Origin of the sequence: Stenotrophomonas bentonitica (assembly GCF_002887735.1) — a bacterium.
Lineage (GTDB): Bacteria > Pseudomonadota > Gammaproteobacteria > Xanthomonadales > Xanthomonadaceae > Stenotrophomonas > Stenotrophomonas bentonitica_A.
The window spans coordinates 53,399-71,174 of sequence record NZ_PKQP01000010.1 but is presented as its reverse complement, the minus strand read 5'-3'; the positions used below and the strand labels follow the sequence as shown (position 1 = coordinate 71,174).

19 protein-coding genes are annotated in these 17,776 nt (G+C 67.3%); 9 read left to right on the top strand and 10 right to left on the bottom strand.

Translation table 11 applies throughout. The features are described 5' to 3' along the window. Positions 1–85 precede the first annotated feature (85 nt). The 5 genes from C0R07_RS16440 to mntR form a co-directional block, all read right to left on the bottom strand. Positions 86–1,198: an alkene reductase gene (locus tag C0R07_RS16440; RefSeq protein WP_070474641.1), complete on the bottom strand. Its 1,113-nt coding sequence runs from the start codon at positions 1,196–1,198 to the stop codon at positions 86–88. A gap of 117 nt (positions 1,199–1,315) precedes the next feature. After that, on the bottom strand, positions 1,316–2,185 hold the full coding sequence (locus C0R07_RS16435; RefSeq protein ID WP_102789528.1) for an EcsC family protein: 870 nt from the start codon (positions 2,183–2,185) through the stop codon (positions 1,316–1,318). A 105-nt stretch (positions 2,186–2,290) separates the two neighbouring features. Beyond that, positions 2,291–2,860, bottom strand: a complete 570-nt coding sequence (gene orn, locus C0R07_RS16430) for an oligoribonuclease (RefSeq protein ID WP_102789465.1) — start codon at positions 2,858–2,860, stop codon at positions 2,291–2,293. A 99-nt stretch (positions 2,861–2,959) separates the two neighbouring features. Next, positions 2,960–3,484, bottom strand: coding sequence for a tRNA adenosine(34) deaminase TadA (tadA, locus tag C0R07_RS16425; protein WP_070474638.1), 525 nt, complete (start codon positions 3,482–3,484; stop codon positions 2,960–2,962). Next, positions 3,477–3,935: a manganese-binding transcriptional regulator MntR gene (gene mntR, locus C0R07_RS16420; protein WP_019184155.1), complete on the bottom strand. Its 459-nt coding sequence runs from the start codon at positions 3,933–3,935 to the stop codon at positions 3,477–3,479. The genes tadA and mntR overlap by 8 nt, the downstream gene beginning before the upstream one ends. A gap of 240 nt (positions 3,936–4,175) precedes the next feature. Between mntR and C0R07_RS16415 the strand changes: the two genes are divergently transcribed. The 3 genes from C0R07_RS16415 (at position 4,176) to C0R07_RS16405 (ending at position 5,336) form a co-directional block, all read left to right on the top strand. Beyond that, the gene (locus tag C0R07_RS16415) at positions 4,176–4,790 is read left to right on the top strand and encodes a peroxiredoxin family protein (RefSeq protein ID WP_167390397.1); all 615 of its coding nucleotides are present in this window, start codon (positions 4,176–4,178) and stop codon (positions 4,788–4,790) included. 123 nt (positions 4,791–4,913) lie between these two features. Then, a complete protein-coding gene (locus C0R07_RS16410; protein ID WP_019184157.1) occupies positions 4,914–5,093 on the top strand; it encodes a hypothetical protein in 180 nt (59 codons plus the stop codon). Positions 5,094–5,153: 60 nt separating this feature from the next. Then, a complete protein-coding gene (locus tag C0R07_RS16405; protein ID WP_019184158.1) occupies positions 5,154–5,336 on the top strand; it encodes a hypothetical protein in 183 nt (60 codons plus the stop codon). A 46-nt stretch (positions 5,337–5,382) separates the two neighbouring features. Here the strand turns inward: C0R07_RS16405 and C0R07_RS16400 are convergent, their stop codons facing one another. Genes C0R07_RS16400 through C0R07_RS16385 form a run of 4 tightly spaced genes read right to left on the bottom strand, consistent with a single transcriptional unit; the run spans position 5,383 to position 11,016 of the window. Continuing rightward, the gene (locus C0R07_RS16400) at positions 5,383–6,501 is read right to left on the bottom strand and encodes a hybrid sensor histidine kinase/response regulator (RefSeq protein ID WP_070474632.1); all 1,119 of its coding nucleotides are present in this window, start codon (positions 6,499–6,501) and stop codon (positions 5,383–5,385) included. Beyond that, positions 6,498–7,082 carry a chemotaxis protein CheB gene (locus C0R07_RS16395; protein WP_019184160.1) on the bottom strand — a complete coding sequence of 195 codons (585 nt, stop codon included), beginning with the start codon at positions 7,080–7,082 and terminating at the stop codon, positions 6,498–6,500. The genes C0R07_RS16400 and C0R07_RS16395 overlap by 4 nt, the downstream gene beginning before the upstream one ends. After that, complete coding sequence (locus C0R07_RS16390; protein WP_174704365.1) at positions 7,082–7,930, bottom strand: CheR family methyltransferase; 849 nt, start codon at positions 7,928–7,930, stop codon at positions 7,082–7,084. Before C0R07_RS16390 ends, C0R07_RS16395 begins: the two co-directional genes overlap by 1 nt. Beyond that, positions 7,903–11,016, bottom strand: coding sequence for a response regulator (locus C0R07_RS16385; protein ID WP_019184162.1), 3,114 nt, complete (start codon positions 11,014–11,016; stop codon positions 7,903–7,905). Before C0R07_RS16385 ends, C0R07_RS16390 begins: the two co-directional genes overlap by 28 nt. Positions 11,017–11,169: 153 nt before the next feature. On the opposite strand from C0R07_RS16385, the gene C0R07_RS16380 reads away from it, so the two are divergent. The 4 genes from C0R07_RS16380 to C0R07_RS16365 all read left to right on the top strand — a co-directional run bounded on the left by C0R07_RS16380 (position 11,170) and on the right by C0R07_RS16365 (position 14,894). Continuing rightward, positions 11,170–12,327: a two-component system sensor histidine kinase NtrB gene (locus tag C0R07_RS16380; RefSeq protein ID WP_102789463.1), complete on the top strand. Its 1,158-nt coding sequence runs from the start codon at positions 11,170–11,172 to the stop codon at positions 12,325–12,327. Further along, complete coding sequence (locus tag C0R07_RS16375) at positions 12,320–12,688, top strand: response regulator (protein WP_019184164.1); 369 nt, start codon at positions 12,320–12,322, stop codon at positions 12,686–12,688. The genes C0R07_RS16380 and C0R07_RS16375 overlap by 8 nt, the downstream gene beginning before the upstream one ends. Before the next feature lie 112 nt (positions 12,689–12,800). Then, positions 12,801–14,585, top strand: a complete 1,785-nt coding sequence (locus C0R07_RS16370; protein ID WP_254427885.1) for a putative bifunctional diguanylate cyclase/phosphodiesterase — start codon at positions 12,801–12,803, stop codon at positions 14,583–14,585. Positions 14,586–14,654: 69 nt separating this feature from the next. Next, positions 14,655–14,894: a DUF1653 domain-containing protein gene (locus C0R07_RS16365; RefSeq protein WP_102789462.1), complete on the top strand. Its 240-nt coding sequence runs from the start codon at positions 14,655–14,657 to the stop codon at positions 14,892–14,894. A gap of 28 nt (positions 14,895–14,922) precedes the next feature. On the opposite strand, the gene C0R07_RS16360 is transcribed toward C0R07_RS16365, so the two are convergent. Beyond that, complete coding sequence (locus tag C0R07_RS16360; RefSeq protein WP_254427884.1) at positions 14,923–15,927, bottom strand: GAF domain-containing protein; 1,005 nt, start codon at positions 15,925–15,927, stop codon at positions 14,923–14,925. Between the two features lie 211 nt (positions 15,928–16,138). Here C0R07_RS16360 and C0R07_RS16355 point away from each other — a divergent pair, with 211 nt between their 5' ends. After that, positions 16,139–16,366, top strand: coding sequence for a hypothetical protein (locus tag C0R07_RS16355; RefSeq protein WP_046273396.1), 228 nt, complete (start codon positions 16,139–16,141; stop codon positions 16,364–16,366). Between the two features lie 163 nt (positions 16,367–16,529). Further along, positions 16,530–17,744 carry an MFS transporter gene (locus C0R07_RS16350; protein WP_019184168.1) on the top strand — a complete coding sequence of 405 codons (1,215 nt, stop codon included), beginning with the start codon at positions 16,530–16,532 and terminating at the stop codon, positions 17,742–17,744. Positions 17,745–17,776 lie beyond the last annotated feature (32 nt).

Genomic DNA, 17,776 nt, shown 5'->3' with positions numbered 1-17,776 from the left:
TGCCGCGCATCGCGCGGCAGATCACGTATGCGCGGCGTCGGATGGGAGGGCAGCCGACCAACGGTCGGCTCTACGCGTTGCGCGTTCAGGCCTCGGCGGTTTCCGCCACCGGGTAATCGGTGAACCCTTCCGCGCCGCCGCCGAAGAACGTGGCCTTGTCCGGGGGATTCAGCGGCAGGCCCTGCTGCAGACGCTCCGGCAGGTCCGGATTGGCGATGAACGGCCGGCCGAAGGCGATCAGGTCGGCCCACCCCTTGGCCAGCGCCTCCTCGGCGCGTGCCACGGTGTACTTGCCGGCGTAGATCAGCGTGCCGCGATAGATCATGCGCAGTGCCTCCTTGAAGGCTACCGGCATGACCGGGGCGTCTTCCCAGTCGGCTTCGGCGATGTGCAGGTAGCCCACGCCGATCTCGTCCAGCAGATGCGCCGCGGCCAGGTAGGTCGCCTGCGGGGTGTCGTCCACCGCGCCCTGCAGCGTGGTCAGCGGCGCCAGGCGCACACCGACGCGCTCGGCCCCGATCTCCGCGGCCACCGCCGCGGTCACCTCGCGCAGGAAGCGCAGGCGGTTCTGCAGCGAGCCGCCATAGCCGTCGGTACGCTGGTTGGCCTGGGAGTCGATGAACTGGTTGATCAGATAGCCGTTGGCACCGTGCAGTTCGATGCCATCGAAGCCGGCGGCGATCGCATTGCGCGCGGCCGTCGCGTAATCGCGCACGATGCCGGCGATCTCTTCGCTGGTCAGGGCCCGCGGCATCGAGTGCTGGACCATCTCGCCGACGCCGCTCTGCGGGCCCCGGCCCTCCGGATCGACGAACACCTTGACCCCTTCGGCCAACAGCGCCGACGAGGACACCGGCGCGGCGCCGCCCGGTTGCAGGGCCACGTGGGAGACGCGGCCAACGTGCCAGAGCTGGGCGACGATGCGGCCGCCGGCGGCATGTACCGCCTCCGTCACGCCGCGCCAGCCGGCAACCTGGGCCTCATCGTGGATGCCCGGGGTCCAGGCATAGCCCTGCCCCTGCTGGCTGATCTGGGTACCCTCGCTGACGATCAGGCCGGCCGAGGCACGCTGGGCGTAGTAAGTGGCCATCAGCGGCGTGGCGACATTGCCCTCACCGGCCCGCGAACGGGTCATCGGCGGCATCACGATACGGTTGGGCAGCGTCAGCGCGCCGCGGGTATAGGGAGAGAACAGCATGGCAATCCTTGATCGGGGGAGCCGCCGAAGCGGTGATGCCGACAAGGATGGGGACAGGGCTGCCGGCCCAACAGGCCCGCGGCGGCAAAACAGTTGTGCCGCCGATGCAACGATCGCTCAGTTGCGCTCGGCGGCCAGCAGGGAATAGGCGGCCCGCACGGTCTCGTAGCCGTAGCTGCGCTCCAGCCGGCGCACGATGAAATGCCCGCGCGCCACGTCCTGGTAGTAGTCGGTGAACATGGTATTGAGCGTGGCGCCGGCCACCGCCCCGACGATCGGGACCGCCTGCGCGGCAAACTTCTCGGTGACCACCACGCCGAAGCGCGCCGCCACTTTCTCCACGATCTTGGCCAGCCATTTGCCGGCTTCTTTCGGGGTCAGGCCGATCATCACCGGGCTGCCGCCGACCGCACGCCCGGCCAGCTCGGCCGACAAGTGGCACATCACCTCGGCAGTGAAGCCACGCGTGATGTAGTAGCCCGTCTCGCTGGCATCATCCTTGCCGGAGTTGCCGCCCAGCGCGAACACCTCCAGGCAGGCATGCCGCGTGCTCATCTCGCGCAGGTCGAAGCCCTCGCTGCGGGCGACATCGGCCACCGAGCGCATCATGATCGTGGTGGACACGGGCAGTTCGATGAACAGCGTGGTGAAGCCGAACGCACCGCCTACCGCGCCCGACGTTGCCGCCGCCAGCTTGTGCCAACGTGTGGAGGCCGCCTTGCCGGGCGTGTTGTCCATGCTCCACAACGCGGCCTGGGCGGATTTGAACAGGGCCGCCTCGACCGCGCCGTGGATGCGGCGCGATACCGAATCAGGCAACCGCTTGACCGCGAACTCCAGTGGCGAGCCGATCAGGTTGGCCATCTTGGCCGTCAGCGTGGGCGATTCCAGCAGCTCCACCGCACGTTGCAGGTCACGCCAATCCTGCGAGGTCGGCAGGATCGAGGACGGCAGCGGCGGCGGTTGCGGCGAGGTGATGGCATTCATGGCCGCGATCATAGCGCCGCCGATGTTCATCGCTCGTCGCCTCGCCTGCCGTCAGCTGAACGATCCGGCACAGACCGGCGTGCCGTGCCGATCCTGCCCGCTGGATCAGGCCGACAGGCCCGAAAGCGCTCCCATGAACTGGCGGTAATGGCGCAGTTCTTCGATGGAATCGTGGACGTCGCTCAGCGCGGTATGGCTGGCGGTCTTGCCGACGCCCGCCGCGATGCTCGGGGCCCAGCGCTTGGCCAGTTCCTTGATCGTGGACACGTCCAGATTGCGGTAGTGGAAGTACTTCTCCAGGCGCGGCATTTCACGGTGCAGGAAGCGACGGTCCTGGCAGATCGAGTTGCCGCACATCGGCGAGGCACCGGCCTTGATCCACTGCTGCAGGAACGCGATGGTCTGCGCTTCGGCCTGGCCCAGGGTCACCGTGCTGTCGACCACGCGCTGCCACAGGCCCGAGCGGCGGTGCTGGTTGCGGTTCCATTCGTCCATCGCCTCCAGCCGCTCCACCGGATGATGGATGGCGAACTCCGGACCTTCGGCCAGCACCTTCAACTGCGCATCGGTCACCACCGTGGCGATCTCGATGATCGCATCGTTATCGGTGTCCAGACCGGTCATTTCCAGATCGATCCAGATCAGTCGCTCGCCTTCTGCGCCGTTGTCGGCCATGTGTTCGCCTTGTGCTGGGCCGCCGCTTGCGCCGCGACCGGGATGGAGGAGGCGCCCATGATACCGCCAACGCGTCACGGCCCTGTCGCTGCAGCGGCGTTATTCCAGCAGCAACGGCGGCTTGCCGCGCTTGGCGCGGAAGTAGTTGGTCAACCGGGTGCTGGCATCCTTGGCCAGCACGCCCCCGTGGATTTCCACGCGATGGTTGTGGCGCGGGTCGCCGATCAGGTCGAACACGCTGCCGCAGGCGCCAGTCTTGGGATCGGTGGCCGCGTACACCAGCCGCGCCACGCGTGCGTGCACGATCGCCATCGCACACATCGCGCATGGCTCCAGCGTGACGTAGAGCGTACTGCCGATCAGCCGGTGGTTGGTGATCGCCCTGCCCGCTTGCCGCATCGCGACGATCTCCGCATGTGCGCTGGGGTCGTGGTCGGCGATGTTGAGGTTCCAGCCTTCTCCGAGCACGCTGCCATCGGCACCGACCAGCACCGCGCCGACCGGGATCTCGTTGAACTCACGCTCGGCCCGCTCGGCCAGCCCCAGCGCGTGGCGCATCCAGTATTCGTCGTGGTCGTGCACCGGCACGCCCAGCGGCGGCGGCGGCGCGAGGCGCTCAACCATGGCCGTTGGCCTTGCGTACGAACGCGTCGAACGCGGCCAGGGTGGCCTCGCTCACGTGATGTTCGATCCCTTCGGCATCGCGGCGCGCCGAATCGGCATCCACGCCCAGCGCCAGCAGGAACTGCTCCACGGTCTGGTGGCGGGCGCGCATCTCCACCGCCAGCTGCTCGCCTGCCGGGGTCAGGAACACGCCGCGGTACGGGCGCTGGATCGCCCAGCCCTCCTTGACCAGGCGTTTGAGCGCCTTGGCCACCGTCGGCTGCGCAACCCCCAGCCGCGTCGCGATATCCACCTGCCGGGCCTCACGGCCATCGGCGATCAGGTCCGCGATCAGCTCCACGTAATCCTCGACCAACTCGGACCGGCGCGCTTCACGCACCTGCACGAAGCCCTCGACATGCACCTGGGCGTCGATCAGGGGCGAGACGGCTTTACGGGTCGAGGACGGCATGGTGGCTCCAGCAATGGCCGCTGGCGAAGGGCTTCGGCGCCCGGACAGTTTACCTCACGGGGGTTTGCGACTGATCCGGGCGGCCCGGCGGGCGCCGCGCGCGCCGATCTTTCGATAGGCAACGACCAGAATGAAACCCATGTCTCATTCACAGGATCTTGTATTTGACAGATGATTTTTGTTACCGGATACATACACCACCTACTCAGCCATGGACCCGGCCGAAGGCCAAGGAGCAGCATGGACGCATCCGCATTCCGGAAGTACGGCAGTCTCGCTCTCATCGTTGCCCTGGCCGTGCTGATGACCGCGCTGGCGGTGCAGAACCGGCAGCTCCGCCAAGAGCAGGCGCTGCTGGTGAGCAAGGTCGAACAGATCTCCAAGGCCGCCCACGGCCTTCCCGAGGGCGCCCAGCCCGAGGCCCTCACCACCACGGCACTCGACGGCCAGGCCGTTACCCTCGCCGGCCCGGCCAGCGGTCGCCAGGTCCTGTACTTCTTCTCCCCTGCCTGCCGGTTCTGCCTGGCCTCGGTGCCGCAGATCCAGGCGCTGGACGCGGCCGGTCGCAACAACGGCAACCGCGCCTTCGAGATGGTCGGCATCAGCCTGCCGCCCCACGAAACCGCTGCCGACTACGCGCGCCAGCATGGTTTCGCGTTTCCGGTGGTGAACGATACCGATGACCGGCTCCGGCAGCGCTACACCGCGACCATGGTGCCGATGGTGGTCGTCATCCAGGACGGCAAGGTGATCTACCGCCATGTCGGCCAGCTCGAGGAGCGCTCAGTGGATGCGATCACCGGCGCATTCGTGATCAACGCCGCCCGTAACCAGGCGCCCGCGCCGGCAGGCTGAAGCCATCCCACGTCGCTGCCAAGGCGACGTAACCAGGTCCCTCCGCGCCCGCTCGCCGGGGGCGGATCGACAGTTCCGTCCGTGTTCCCGTTGCATCCGCGTCACCACAACAGGAGAAGCACCATGAAGTCCAGGAAGTTCCTTTCGGTCTTTGGCGGTATCGCTGTTGTCTGCGCCCTGGCGTTCGCATCGAGCCAGGCAGTGGCGACCTCCAGCCAGCCCAAGCAGCTGGATGGCTGTCCCTACAAGCCCGGCTGCACCTATGGCGGGCACAGCGAGATCCGGTGCTGCCAGCCGGTGTAACGCGTGACTGCGTGGCAACACGCGCCCCGTCCGCCTCATCCACAGAAGGAAAGACAGACCATGAAGTCGAAAACGCGGTTGTTGTCAGCCCTGAGCGGCGTCACCCTGATCTGCGCGTTGGCCTTCGCATCCAGCCAGGCGCTGGCTACCTCCAGCCAGCCCAAGCCGCTGGCCGGCTGTGAAGACCAGCCGGGCTGCACCTACGGTGGGCACGGGCTGTATCTGTGCTGCGAGCCGCTGTAAGCACGTCCACCATCCCGGCTCTGCGCCGGGATGGTTCTTTCCGGCCTCAGCGCGGCCGGCGCTGCAGCGCGGTCTCGAAGATCACCGCGCCCTCGATGTTGTGGGCCACCAGTGTGCCGCCATGCGCACGGGCGAACTCGCTGGCGATGAACAGCCCCAGCCCCAGCCCGCGACTGTCGTGGAAACTGGCCTTGAACGGCTCGAACAACCGCGGCAGCAATGCCTCCGGAATCTGACCGGCATTGCGCACCTGCAGCCGCAGTGGCGCGCTGCGCTCGCCTTCCACCCGCACCACCACCGGCGCATCACCGCCATGCAGCACGGCGTTGCCGATCAGGTTGGACAGCAACTGCGCGAGACGATCGGGATCGCCCTGCAGCTGGGCATCGCCCTGTACCTGCAGTTCGATGGTCGCCCGCGGATGCGCGCGGCTGATCTCGGCCACCACCGCCGAGGCCAGTTCAGCCAGGTCGCACTCGGTGGTATGCAGGCGCAGGCCGCCGGTACGGATCCTGGAGAAATCCAGCAGCTGCTCGACCATCCGCACCATGCGCTGTGCGCTGTTTTCCAGATGGACCAGGGTCCGCTGGACCTGGCTGTCATCGGGCAGATCCAGCGACAGCTTGTCGGCGCACAGCAGGATCGCCGCCAACGGCGTACGCAGGTCGTGCGTCAATACCGCCATCATCGTTTCATTGAGCTTGAGCGCGTGCTCCAGCGCCTCGTTGCGCGCCTTGAGCAGCTGCTTCTGCTGGTAAAGCTCGATGAACACATTGACCTTGCTCATGATCACCTGCGGCTCGATCGGCTTGTGCAGGAAATCCACGGCGCCGGATTCGTAGCCCTTGAAGGCCCGCACCGGATCATTCGGCGAAGCGGTGAGGAAGATGATCGGCACGTCGCGGCTGCGTTGCGAGCCGCGCATCAGCTCGGCCAGCGAGAAGCCGTCGATCTCGGGCATGTGCACATCCAGCAGGGCCAGCGCGACTTCATGCTCCAGCAGCAGCTCGAGTGCTTCAGCACCGGACAGCGCACACAGGATCTCCAGACCCGGGCGACGCAACAGCGCTTCCATCGCGACCAGGTTCTGCGGGATGTCATCGACAATCAGCAGCTTCACGCAATCGGTGGTGGCAGTCGACCCGGCGGGCTCGATCAGGTTCATCGGGTAAGGCCTTTCATACGCGTGCAGATGGAGGTGAGCGGGAGCACCGCGTCGGCGCCGGCGTGTGCCAGGGCCGATGCGGGCATCATCGAGGAATAGGCCTCCTCAGGGCATTGGATCCAGGCTTCGCCACCGGCCTGGCGGACCGCGGCGACACCGTCGCTGCCGTCACTGCTGGCGCCGGTCAGCAGGATCGCCAACACGCCGCCGCCGAACACATCGGCGGCGCTTTCAAACAGGGGATCGATCGCCGGGCGCGAGAACAGCACCGGTGGATCGACCGACAGTGCCAGCGTGTCACGGTCCTCCACCAGCAGGTGGTAATCCGGCGGCGCGAACGTCACCGTACCGGCCTGCAGCGGTTGTTTGTCCTCGGCCTCGCGCACCGGCAGCGGGCAACCGGCATCGAGCAGGTCGGCAATGCGGCTGGGGCGGTCGCGCGGCAGGTGCAGCACCACCAGCACCGGCAGCGCCAGCGTGGCCGGCAGCGCCGACAGCAGTGCCTGCAGCGCACTGACGCCACCGGCCGAAGCGCCGATGACCACCAGGTCGAACCGGCTGCGCTGGGAGGCCGTGCTCATCAGGCCAGCTTCCGGTACAGGCGCTGGTCGCGCGCGCAGGCTTCAAACAGATCCGCGTGCGCGCCGAACTGCAGCGACTCCTTGCTGCCCAGGCCCAGGAAGCCGCGATGGACCAGGGCCTCATGGAACAGGCCGATGGCGCGGTCCTGCAGTGGCCGCTGGAAATAGATCAGCACGTTGCGGCAGGACACCAGGTGGACTTCGGAGAACACCGTATCGGTGGCCAGGCTGTGGTCGGCGAACACGATGTTGCGCTTGAGGCGGCGATCGAACACCACGCTGCCGTAGCCGCTGCTGTAGTAATCCGAGAGCGAGCCGGTGCCGCCGGCCGCCAGGTAATTGCGGCTGAACTGCGCCAGCCGGTCCAGCGCGAAGGCCCCGGATTCGGCCGCCTGCAACGCTTCGGGATTGATGTCGGTAGCGTAGATGATCGCCCGGTCCAGCAGGCCTTCCTCGTGCAGCAGGATCGCCAGCGACCACACTTCTTCGCCGGTGCTGCACCCGGCGATCCACAGTTTGATCGAGGGATAGGTGCGCAGCACCGGCACGGCATGCTCGCGCAGCACCCGGAAGTACGGCGGGTCACGGAACATCTCCGAGACCTGCACGGTGAAGTACTGCATCGCCTGGGCGAAGGTGTCCGGCTCGTGCAGCAGGCGGTGCTGCAGCGCGCCCATGGTCGGGCAGTCGAACCGGGCCATTGCATGGCGCATGCGCCGCCGCAGCGATGCCAGCGCATAGTCACGGAAGTCGTAGTGGTAGCGCTGGTAGACCGCCTCCAGCAACAGCTTCAACTCCAGGTCGAACAGCTCCGTTTCATTCATCGGCGCGAGCACCACACGCGGCACAGCGACACCAGCTTGTCCACGTCGATCGGCTTGGCGATGTAATCGTTGGCACCGGCCTGCAGGCAATGCTCGCGGTCATCGGGCATCGCCTTGGCGGTCAACGCGATGATCGGCAGGTCGCGCCAGCGGTTGTCGGCGCGGATCTCGCGCATGGCGGTCAGCCCGTCCATCTCCGGCATCATGATGTCCATCAGCACCAGGTCGATTTCCGGGCGCAGCTTCTCCAGCGCCTCGCGGCCGTTGCGGGCGATATCCAGGGTGACGCCGAGCGGCTCCAGCACGCTGGACAGCGCGAAGATGTTGCGCACGTCGTCCTCGGCCAGCAGCACGGTACGGCCATCGAGCACCGCATCGCGGCGACGCGCTTCGCGCAGCAGGCGCTGCTGGTCGGTCGGCAGCGAGGCCTCCACGCTGTGCAGGAACAGGGTCACCTCATCGAGCAGGCGCTCGGGCGAGCGCGCGCCCTTGATGATGATGCTCTTGGAATAGCGGCGCAGGCGCTGTTCTTCATCGCGGGTCAGTGCGCGGCCGGTGTAGACGATCACCGGCGGGAACGCGACCGCATCATTGCCGGCCATGCGCTCGAGCAGGTCGTACCCGGTGCCGTCCGGCAGCGCCAGGTCGGTGACCATGCAATCGAAGGTGGACCCGGCCAGTTCGGCCATCGCCTCGGTGATGGTGCCCACCGCGGTGATTTCCAGCTGGTCGCGGCCAAGCAGCAGCTGCAGGTTCGAACGCAGCTCGCTGTCGTCCTCCACGATCAGCAGGCGGCGCATGTCGCGCTGGCTGGTGGCTTCCAGCTGCTGGATCGCCCCGACCAGGCGCTCGCGCGTGGCCGGCTTGATCACATACCCGATCGCGCCCAGCTCCATCGCCACCTGCGAGCGCTCCAGCCCGGAGACCACGTGGACCGGGATATGGCGCGTGGCCGGGTCGCGCTTGAGGCGCTCCAGCACGCTCAGGCCGGAGACGTCGGGCAGGCCGATATCCAGCAGGATGCCGTTCGGGCGCAGCTCGGCAGCCAGGCTCAACGCCTCTTCGGCGGTGCCGGCCACTACGCAGTCGAAGTCCAGTTCGTGAGCCATCGAGACCAGGGCGCTGGCAAATGCAGTGTCATCCTCGACCACCAGGATCATCCGGCCGGCGCGGCTGCGGCGGCCGCGGTCATCGACCACCTTGTCCTGTGCCGGCGCCGGCGCGGGGGTGGGTTCGCCATGCGCCCGCCCCAGCGGTGCGGAAGCCGGCCGGGACGGCGCTGCTACGGCAGCCGGGCGCACGTCATGCACCACGTGCTGGGCGTTGCCGGTGCCGCCACCGGCCAACAGCGGCAGTTCAAGCGTGAAGCAGCTGCCGCGGCCCGGCTCGCTGGAGACGGTGATGCTGCCGCCCATGCGTGCGGCCAGGTCGCGCGAGATCGACAGCCCCAGCCCGGTGCCACCGTAACGGCGGCGGGTGCTGCCGTCGGCCTGGCGGAACGCCTCGAAGATGACCGCGGTCTGCTCTTCGGGAATGCCGATGCCGGTATCGGAGACGGCGAACTGGATCCGCCCTGCCCCCGCACTGCGCACCTTCAGCGAGACGCTGCCGTGCTCGGTGAACTTGACCGCATTGGCCAGCAGGTTCTTCAGGATCTGCTGCAGGCGCTGGCTGTCGGCCAGCAGCTGGGTCGGCGCCTCCGGGGCAGCGCTGATCTCCAGGGCCAGGCCCTTCTGCAAGGCCATCGGCTCGAAGGTTTCCTTCAGGCGCTGCAGCACGCTGGACACGGCCAGGTTCTCTTCAACCAGCTCCACATGGCCGGCCTCGATCCGCGACAGGTCGAGGATGTCGTTGATCAACGCCAGCAGATCGTTGTTGGACGAGTGGATCGCCTGGGCGTACTTGACCTGCTCGGCGGTCAGCGTGCCGTCCTTGTTGTCGGCCAGCAGCTTGGCCAGGATCAGTGCGCTGTTGAGCGGCGTGCGCAGCTCGTGGGACATGTTGGCCAGGAACTCGGATTTGTAGCGTGAACTGGCTTCCAGCTCGTTGCTGTTCTGGACCAGTTGCGCCTGGGCCAGCAGCAGCGCCTGCTGGCGCGACTCCAGCTCGTGGGTGCGCTCTTCGAGCTGCACGTTGGTCTGCTCCAGCTCCGCCTGCTGCTGCTCCAGGTTGGCCTGGGAATGCAGCAGGCTGCGGCTCTGCTCTTCCAGCTCTTCGTTGGCCACCCGCAGCTCTTCCTGCTGGGTCTGCAGCTCCTCGCTCTGGCGCTGGGTCTCTTCCAGCAGCTCCACCAGCTGCGCATTGAGCAGCGACGCCCGCAGGGCGATGCCGATCGGCTCGGCGCACTGCAGCAGCAGCGCCATTTCCAGGCTGCGCGCAGGCGACACACCGGCACGGCCCAGCTCGATCACGCCGATCACCACGCCATCGGCCGTGATCGGCCCCAGCAGGCGCTGGTGAACGGTGGTGCGGCCCAGTGGGGTATCGATATCCAGCGGGCTGTCGCTGTCCTCCAGGCGACGCGCGCGGCCTTCGCGGATGATCTCGCCCCATTGCCCGGCATGTGCCGGCAGGGTCTCGGGCAGCTGCGACGGCAGCGCGGAGCCGCCGACCAGCACCAACCGCTCGCCCTGCAGGCGGTACATCGCGCCGACATCGGCATTGAGCTGCGCGCACAGGGCGCGCATGGCCTGGTCAGCCAGCTCGCGCGGGGTGGGATCGCCCTGCAGGCTGGTGCCGACCACGTTCTCTCCGGCCTGCAGCCACAGCGCATCGGCCGCTTCACGGCGCGCACCGATGGCCTTCATCACGGTCAGCGCCATCATCAGGAACGCGACGCCACCGATGCTGCGATTGACGAAGGAAAACGCCGAATTGCTGCTCGCCGGCGCCACGTTGTAGCCCACCGCAAGCAGGATGCACGAGCCGATCGCCACCAGCAGCGGCACTTCCATGCGACGCTGGAACAGCGTGATCCCGACTGCCATGAAGTAGGTCAGCCAGACCGCATAGCCCAGCGGCACCACCATCTCCGTGCCCAGCGTGGCGGCCATCAAGGCGGCCGACGCAAGCCAGATCCAACGGTCACGGGAGGTGGGCGCAGAATTCATGCCGTGTTCCAGCTCAAAAGGGGCCTGATGGTACCCGAAGCGGTAAACGGGTGTTAAGCGCCAGAAGTCAGCGTGATTGCGGCACGTTCTTGACATTTTCTTCACATCATGGCCCCTACGGTTCGGTCCCTTATCGGGGAGTCGATAACCGTCGTGGTCCAGGCCGTATCCAGCGTTGCACCGCTTGCCGACGAAAGCCGGCAGCTGAAGCTGTTGATCGACAACGTGAGCGATCACGCGATCTATCTGCTCGATACGCAGGGCAACATCTGCAGCTGGAACCGTGGCTGCGAGCGGGTCAAGGGCTATACCGCCGAAGCCGTGATCGGCAAGCATGTCGGCCTGTTCTATACCCCCGAGGATCAACAGCTGGGCGTGCCCCAGCAGGCGCTGGCGTATGCGCGTGACCATGGCCGCTTCGTCGGCGAGGGCTGGCGGGTGCGCTGCACTGGCGAGCGGTTCCGTGCCGGCGAAGTGATCGAGCCGGTCCGCGAAGACGGCTGCCTGCTCGGGTTCGTCAAGGTTACCCAGGATGTCACCGAGCGCTACCAGGCCCAGCGCCTGCTGCAGGATGCGCAGCGCGCGCATGTCCAGCAACGGCAGCTGGACAACGTGGGCCGGCTGACCCGCGGCCTGGCCCATGAATTCAACAACCTGCTGACCACCATCGGCAACGCACTGGACCTGATCGCCCTGCGCCCCGGCGCCGACAACCGCACCCAGGAGCTGGTGGACCTGGCCCAGGCCGCCGCCGACCGGGGATCGCTGCTGACCCGCCAGCTGCTGGCGTTCTCGGCCGATCAGACCCTGGTGCGCGAGCCGGTGGTCGTGCAGGATTTCCTGCGCGATGCCCTGCCCGTCCTGCGCCGCGCCTGCCCGGCTGGCATCGAGGTGCAGCTGGAATTGACGGCGGACCTGCCACCGATCGTCACCGATGGCGTACAGTTGCATAGCGCCGTGTTGAATCTGGTGCTCAATAGTGCCGAAGCGATGCCCCAGGGCGGCACGGTCACGATCACGGCCGAGGTCGAACAGCGACTGGCACCGGATCTGTCCCAGCCCATGCGCCGCCACTATGTCGCCATCGCGGTGACCGATGAGGGCGACGGTATGCCCCCGGACATCGCCGAGCGCGCCAGCGAGCCGTTTTTCACCACTAAGGAAGTCGGCAAGGGCAGCGGTCTGGGCCTGAGCCAGGTGTTTGGCTTCGTCTCGCAGTGCGACGGCTTCGTCGACGTACAAACCGCCCCCGGAAGGGGCACCACCGTCCGCCTGTTGTTACCTGTCATTGAGGAAGTCGAGCATGTCTGAGCCCCTACGCGTATTGATGGTCGAAGACCAGCAGGACCTGCGTGAACTGATCGGCCAGGCCTTGCAGGACTTCGGTATCGAAATCCACACGGCCGACGACGGTCCGACCGCCCTGCGCCTGATGCAGGACCCGGGTGGGTTCGATGTGGTGTTCAGCGATATCAGCATGCCCAACGGCATGAGCGGCGTAGAGCTCAGCGAGCACGTGGCCGACGTGCTGCCCAATGCGCGCATGATCCTGGCGTCTGGCTATGCGCGCTCGCAGCTGCCGCCACTGCCGGACCATGTCGAATTCCTGCCCAAGCCCTATCGCCTGCGCCAGCTGGTCACCTTGCTGCAGTCGCCGGACGCACCGCTCTGAGCCAGGGTTCCGCCCAGCCTGCGTGAACGCTTCATCCGCCTCGCCCCTGCTTCACACTGGTTCTGCATTGCCATCGTGATAGTAGCGATGAAGTCGGAACAGGGCGCGGTACATGCTGGACAGACGCAACGATGTTGACCGGATCGCGTTGATCGAAGCACTCAACGTGATGGACCCTGCGCTGGGCACGGCGCTGGACCCGATCACCGAACTGGCGGCCTTCACCTTCGGCGTGCCGATCGCGTTGGTGTCGATCTTCGATGCCGACCACCAGCACCTCATCTCGCGCGTGGGGCTGGCGCTGACCCGCAACGAACGGCATGCCTCGATCTGCGCGCACGCGCTGGGTTCCAGCCAGGTGCTGCAGATAGAGGATCTTCGCCAGGACCCGCGCTTTGCCGGCAATGCGCTGGTCGCCGGCCCCGAGCAGCTGCGCTTCCATGCCGGTACGCCGCTGATCACCAAGGGCGGCGTCGCGCTGGGTACCCTGTGCATCATGGGGCGTGAGCCGCGGCGGCTCTCTGCCGAAGAGCAGGTGCAGTTGCAGACGCTCGCACGCGTGGTGGTTGCGCAGATGGAACTGAAGATGTCGCTCGGCCGCCGTGATCAGGTCAGCGGCCTGCCCAACCGGCAGCAGTTCCAGGCCGACCTCACCTCCCTGTCCCGCCGCGGTGAAGGCCGGAGGTTCACGGCGGTGCTGCTGGATGTGTTCGACCTGCAGAGCGCCAACGACGCCGGCCAGGCCCTGGGCATGAAACCCGTGGAAACCCTGCTGCGCCAGGCGGCGCTGCGCGTGCAGGACGTGCTGCGTGATGTTACGCAGGTCTATCACGTGGGAGTGACCCGTTTCGCCTTCCTGCTGGCGGACCACTCGCATCACCAGACCGAGGGCCTGCTCGACCGCCTGCGCGTGCGCATGCGCCGGCCGCTGATGGCCGGCAGCATCCCGATGTCACCGCAGTTCCATGCCGGCGTCTGCGACTTCCGCGCGGTAAGCGAGGAGACCGCGGATCTGGTCCGCAAATGCCTGGTCGCCATGCATCATGCCCTGCAGACCGATGCCTGCCTGTGCTGGTATTCGCAGGAACGCGACGATGCCCTGCGCCGCCGTTACCGGTTGGCCTCCGATGCCGGGCGCGGCCTGGCCCAGCACCAGTTCAGCCTGGTGTACCAGCCGCGCTTCGATCTGATCGATGGGCAGCCGGTGTCGGCCGAAGCCCTGCTGCGCTGGACCCATCCGATGCTGGGCCCGATCAGCCCGGGCGAATTCATCCCGGTGCTGGAGCGCACGGCGCTGATGCCCGCGCTCAGCCGCTGGGTCATCGACCACGCGCTGGCCCAGGCCGCGCACTGGCAGAAGACCGTGCCCGGCTTCAGCCTGTCCATCAATCTCTCTCCGCGCGACTTCGATGACCAGTGCGTGTGGAGCGTGCTGTCCGAGCGGCTGCATGCCTACGGCCTCGCCCCGGGCCTGATCGAAATCGAAATCACGGAAGGCCAGTGGCTCAACCACCATCCGGCGGCGCTGCCGCAGTTGCGTGAGATGGCGGCGGCCGGCGTGCGTATCGCGATCGACGACTTCGGCAGCGGCTACAGCAACTTCGGTTATCTCAGCGAGCTGCCGATCAGCCATATCAAGATCGACCAGACGCTGGTGACCGGGCTGGCGCGCTCACGCACCGCCCGGCTGAAGGTGGAAGCCATCATCAAGCTGGCCCGGCAGCTGGGCTACCGTACCGTGGCCGAAGGCGTGGAAAACGACGCCGAGCTTTCGCTGCTGCGGCTGTGGGGCTGCGATGAAGCGCAGGGCTACCAGCTGGCCCGGCCGATGCACCCCGACGCGGTGCTGCACCTGGTCAACGCCTGCCGCGCCGGCCCGTTGCCGGATGCCGGCTGACCCGACCGAACATCACCGCCAATCGGTGCGCGGGGCGATAATGGGCCCCCCGTCTCTGCTACCGCCGCCATGTCCGATCTTTCCCCGCTGCCCACCCTGCCGCTCGGCCACTACCGCCATTTCAAAGGCGGCAACTACGAGGTGATCGGGGTTGTACGCCACAGTGAAACGCTGGCGCCGATGGTGCTGTACCGGCCGCTGGATTCGGATGTCGGCCTGTGGGTGCGTCCGTACGAGATGTTCGTCGCACGGGTGGAGGTGGAGGGGCAGTGGCGGGCGCGCTTTGCGCCGGTGGAGGCGGGCGGCTGAGACGCCCCACGCCTTCCCTGAAGGGCCTTCAGCCCGCCACAGCCCGCGCCCCGTCCACCAGCGCACGCAACTGCGTGCTCACCGCGCGGAACTGCTCCGGCAGCGCGGCCGCGTCGAGCGCGTCGAGCGCGTCCACCTGACGCGAAAGCACCGACAGCGCCTCGGCCATGCTGACCACTGGCTGCCCTTCCCCGGCTGGCGCATCCTGCACATCCAGCTGCGCGCCGATCAGCCCCGCCAGCACCTCGAAGCCTTTCACCGTCGCGGCGTCGAGTCTGGAAGGATTGGGATCCAACGCGCACAGCGTGCCGTGGAAGCCACCATCGCGGCGGAACATCGGGACCGAGATGTAGCTCTCGAACCCATACAGCGCGGGCGTGGGATGGCTGGAGAACACCGGATGGGTGCTGGCCTGATCGAACTGGACCAGATGGCGATGCTCGCGTATCTCATCGCAGATGGTGGTCTCCAGCACCAGGTCATCGCCCGGGCGCAGACCGAAATCCAGACGATCATGCACGGCGCAGGCGGTCCACCGATCGGCGGTGACACGGGCCACTGCAACGAACCGCATGCCGGTCATCGCACTCGCCAGCTCCAGCATGCCCGGCACGGCCGGCATCGCAAGCAGTGCGGCCACGTCGTCCAGGCGCGGATCCGTGGCATGGGCCAACGACGCCGCAGGCGCGCTGCCCGGACCGTCGTCATCCAGCGGGTTCTCCATCGCGGCGAGGCGGCGGTCCAGCGCTTTCGCGTTGACCTCGTTGAACAGGCCACGCACCGAGGCCGACAACGCCCTGGCATCGGTGATCGCACCCACGAAATGGAGGCCCTGCCCGACCAGGCGGATCTGCTCGACGCCGTGATCCAGCCGCAATGATGGCCACGCCAGGCGGTGCAGGATGCGCAGCCAGTCAGCGCGCGGGGTGTCATCCAGCAACGCGGTGACAATCACCCGCTGCGAACGGGTCCCCGCCTGTGGGCCGGGCAGATCGAAACCGATAAGGGCAGGAAAGCCTGGACTGGAAGACATCGCAACCTCTCTGGCGGCATCGCGCAGCCATCGACGGGTGGCCTTGAAGCCAAATTGTCGCATGAATGGGCGAGACTGGCCGTGATCGACTGGTGATATTTCGTCGCCGCACACTGGGCAATGCTCCTGGGCGTGCAATGCGGCCCGGGTACAAAACGCTACGGCTATCATTGAGGTGATCTAGCACCTCTCAACGACAAGGAAGTAAGACATGGGTCCTGCGGGTTCAGGGTTTTCGCTGTTGGTCGCGCTCATTGGCGCGCTGCTCGGGTTGTTGTGGCTGTTCGTTCCGTTTGCCATCTTCGGCATCAAGGGGCTGCTACAACAGATCGTGGCCGAACAACGACGCACCAATGAGATCCTCAGCCGCGTGCACGGCGAGCGCCTTCCGCCGGCGGCGCCCGAGCCGCAGCCGTTCAGGGCGCGGCCGTATCCGTGAAAAGGCGGCGATAGCCAAGCGCGGCGGGCCTGTCCGGACGCTGCGGTACGCCGCTCACGGGGCAGCGCGCACCAGGCAGATCCAGCGTTCCATGGGCCCGGCTGATTAATGCTGCGTCGCAGCAGTACAATGCCGCGCTTCCCCGTTCGACGCCGCCGCCTGCATGAGCTCCTCCTCCGTCCCTCTGGCCGCCCGGCTCTCGCCGCGCGAGCGCACCCTGATCCTGCTGGCCTTGTCGCTGGGCGGCTTTGCCATCGGCACCAGTGAGTTCGCCAGCATGGGCCTGATGCTGGAGATCAGCCGCGGGCTGTCGATCAGCGAAACCCAGGTCGGCCACCTGATCAGCGCCTATGCCATCGGCGTGGTGGTCGGCGCCCCGGTCCTGGCCTTTGCCGGCGCCGGCTTCGCGCGCCGCAACCTGCTGCTGGCGCTGATGGGCTTCTACGCCATCGGCAATCTGGCCAGCGCGCTGGCGCCCAACTACGGCACGATGCTGCTGGCCCGCTTCGTCGCCGGGCTGCCGCATGGCGCCTACTTCGGCGTGGCGATGCTGGTGGCGGCGGCGATCAGCCCGCCAGCGCAGCGTGGCGCGGCGGTGTCCAAAGTGCTGCTCGGCCTCTCCGTGGCGATCCTGGTCGGCAATCCGCTCACCACCTGGCTCGGCCAGCAGGTCAGCTGGCGCACCGCGTTCGCCCTGGTCAGCGTGCTGGCGATCGCCACCGTGGCGATGATCGCGCGCTTCCTGCTGCCCGATCCGGATGAGGTGCGTACCTCGCCGATGCGCGAACTGCGTGCCTTCAATCGTCCCCAGGTGTGGCTGGCACTGGCGATCGGTTCGGTCGGCTTCGCCGGCATGTTCTGCGTGTTCACCTATCTCGCCCCGACGCTGGTGCAGGTCACCGGCCTGGCCGAATCGTGGATGCCGCTGGCCGTGGGCATCTTCGGCATCGGCGCGATCATCGGCAACGTCGCCGGTGGCTGGCTGGTGGACCGCTTCCAGTTCCGCGCCGCCGCCGTCGTGCTGGTCTGGTCGATCCTGGTGCTGCTGGCCTTCCCGCTGGCCGCGCAATCGGTGTGGAGCGTGTTCCCGATGATCATTGCGGTCGGCACCATGGGCGCCCTGGCGGCCGTGCTGCAGACCCGCCTGATGGACGTGGCCGGCGAAGCGCAGACGCTGGCCGCCGCCTCCAACCATGCCGCGTTCAATACCGCCAACGCACTGGGCCCGTGGTTCGGTGGCATGGCGATCGGCGCCGGCTTCAGCCCTGCGGTGACCGGTTACGTTGGCGCTGCCACCGCGCTGGGCGGGTTGCTGCTGTGGTGCGTGGCGATGCTCGTGGACCGCCGCGCGCGCAGCGTGCCGGTGCTGCAGCAGTAAGCGCGCGCCCCGAACCACCGCTCGATCCGGAT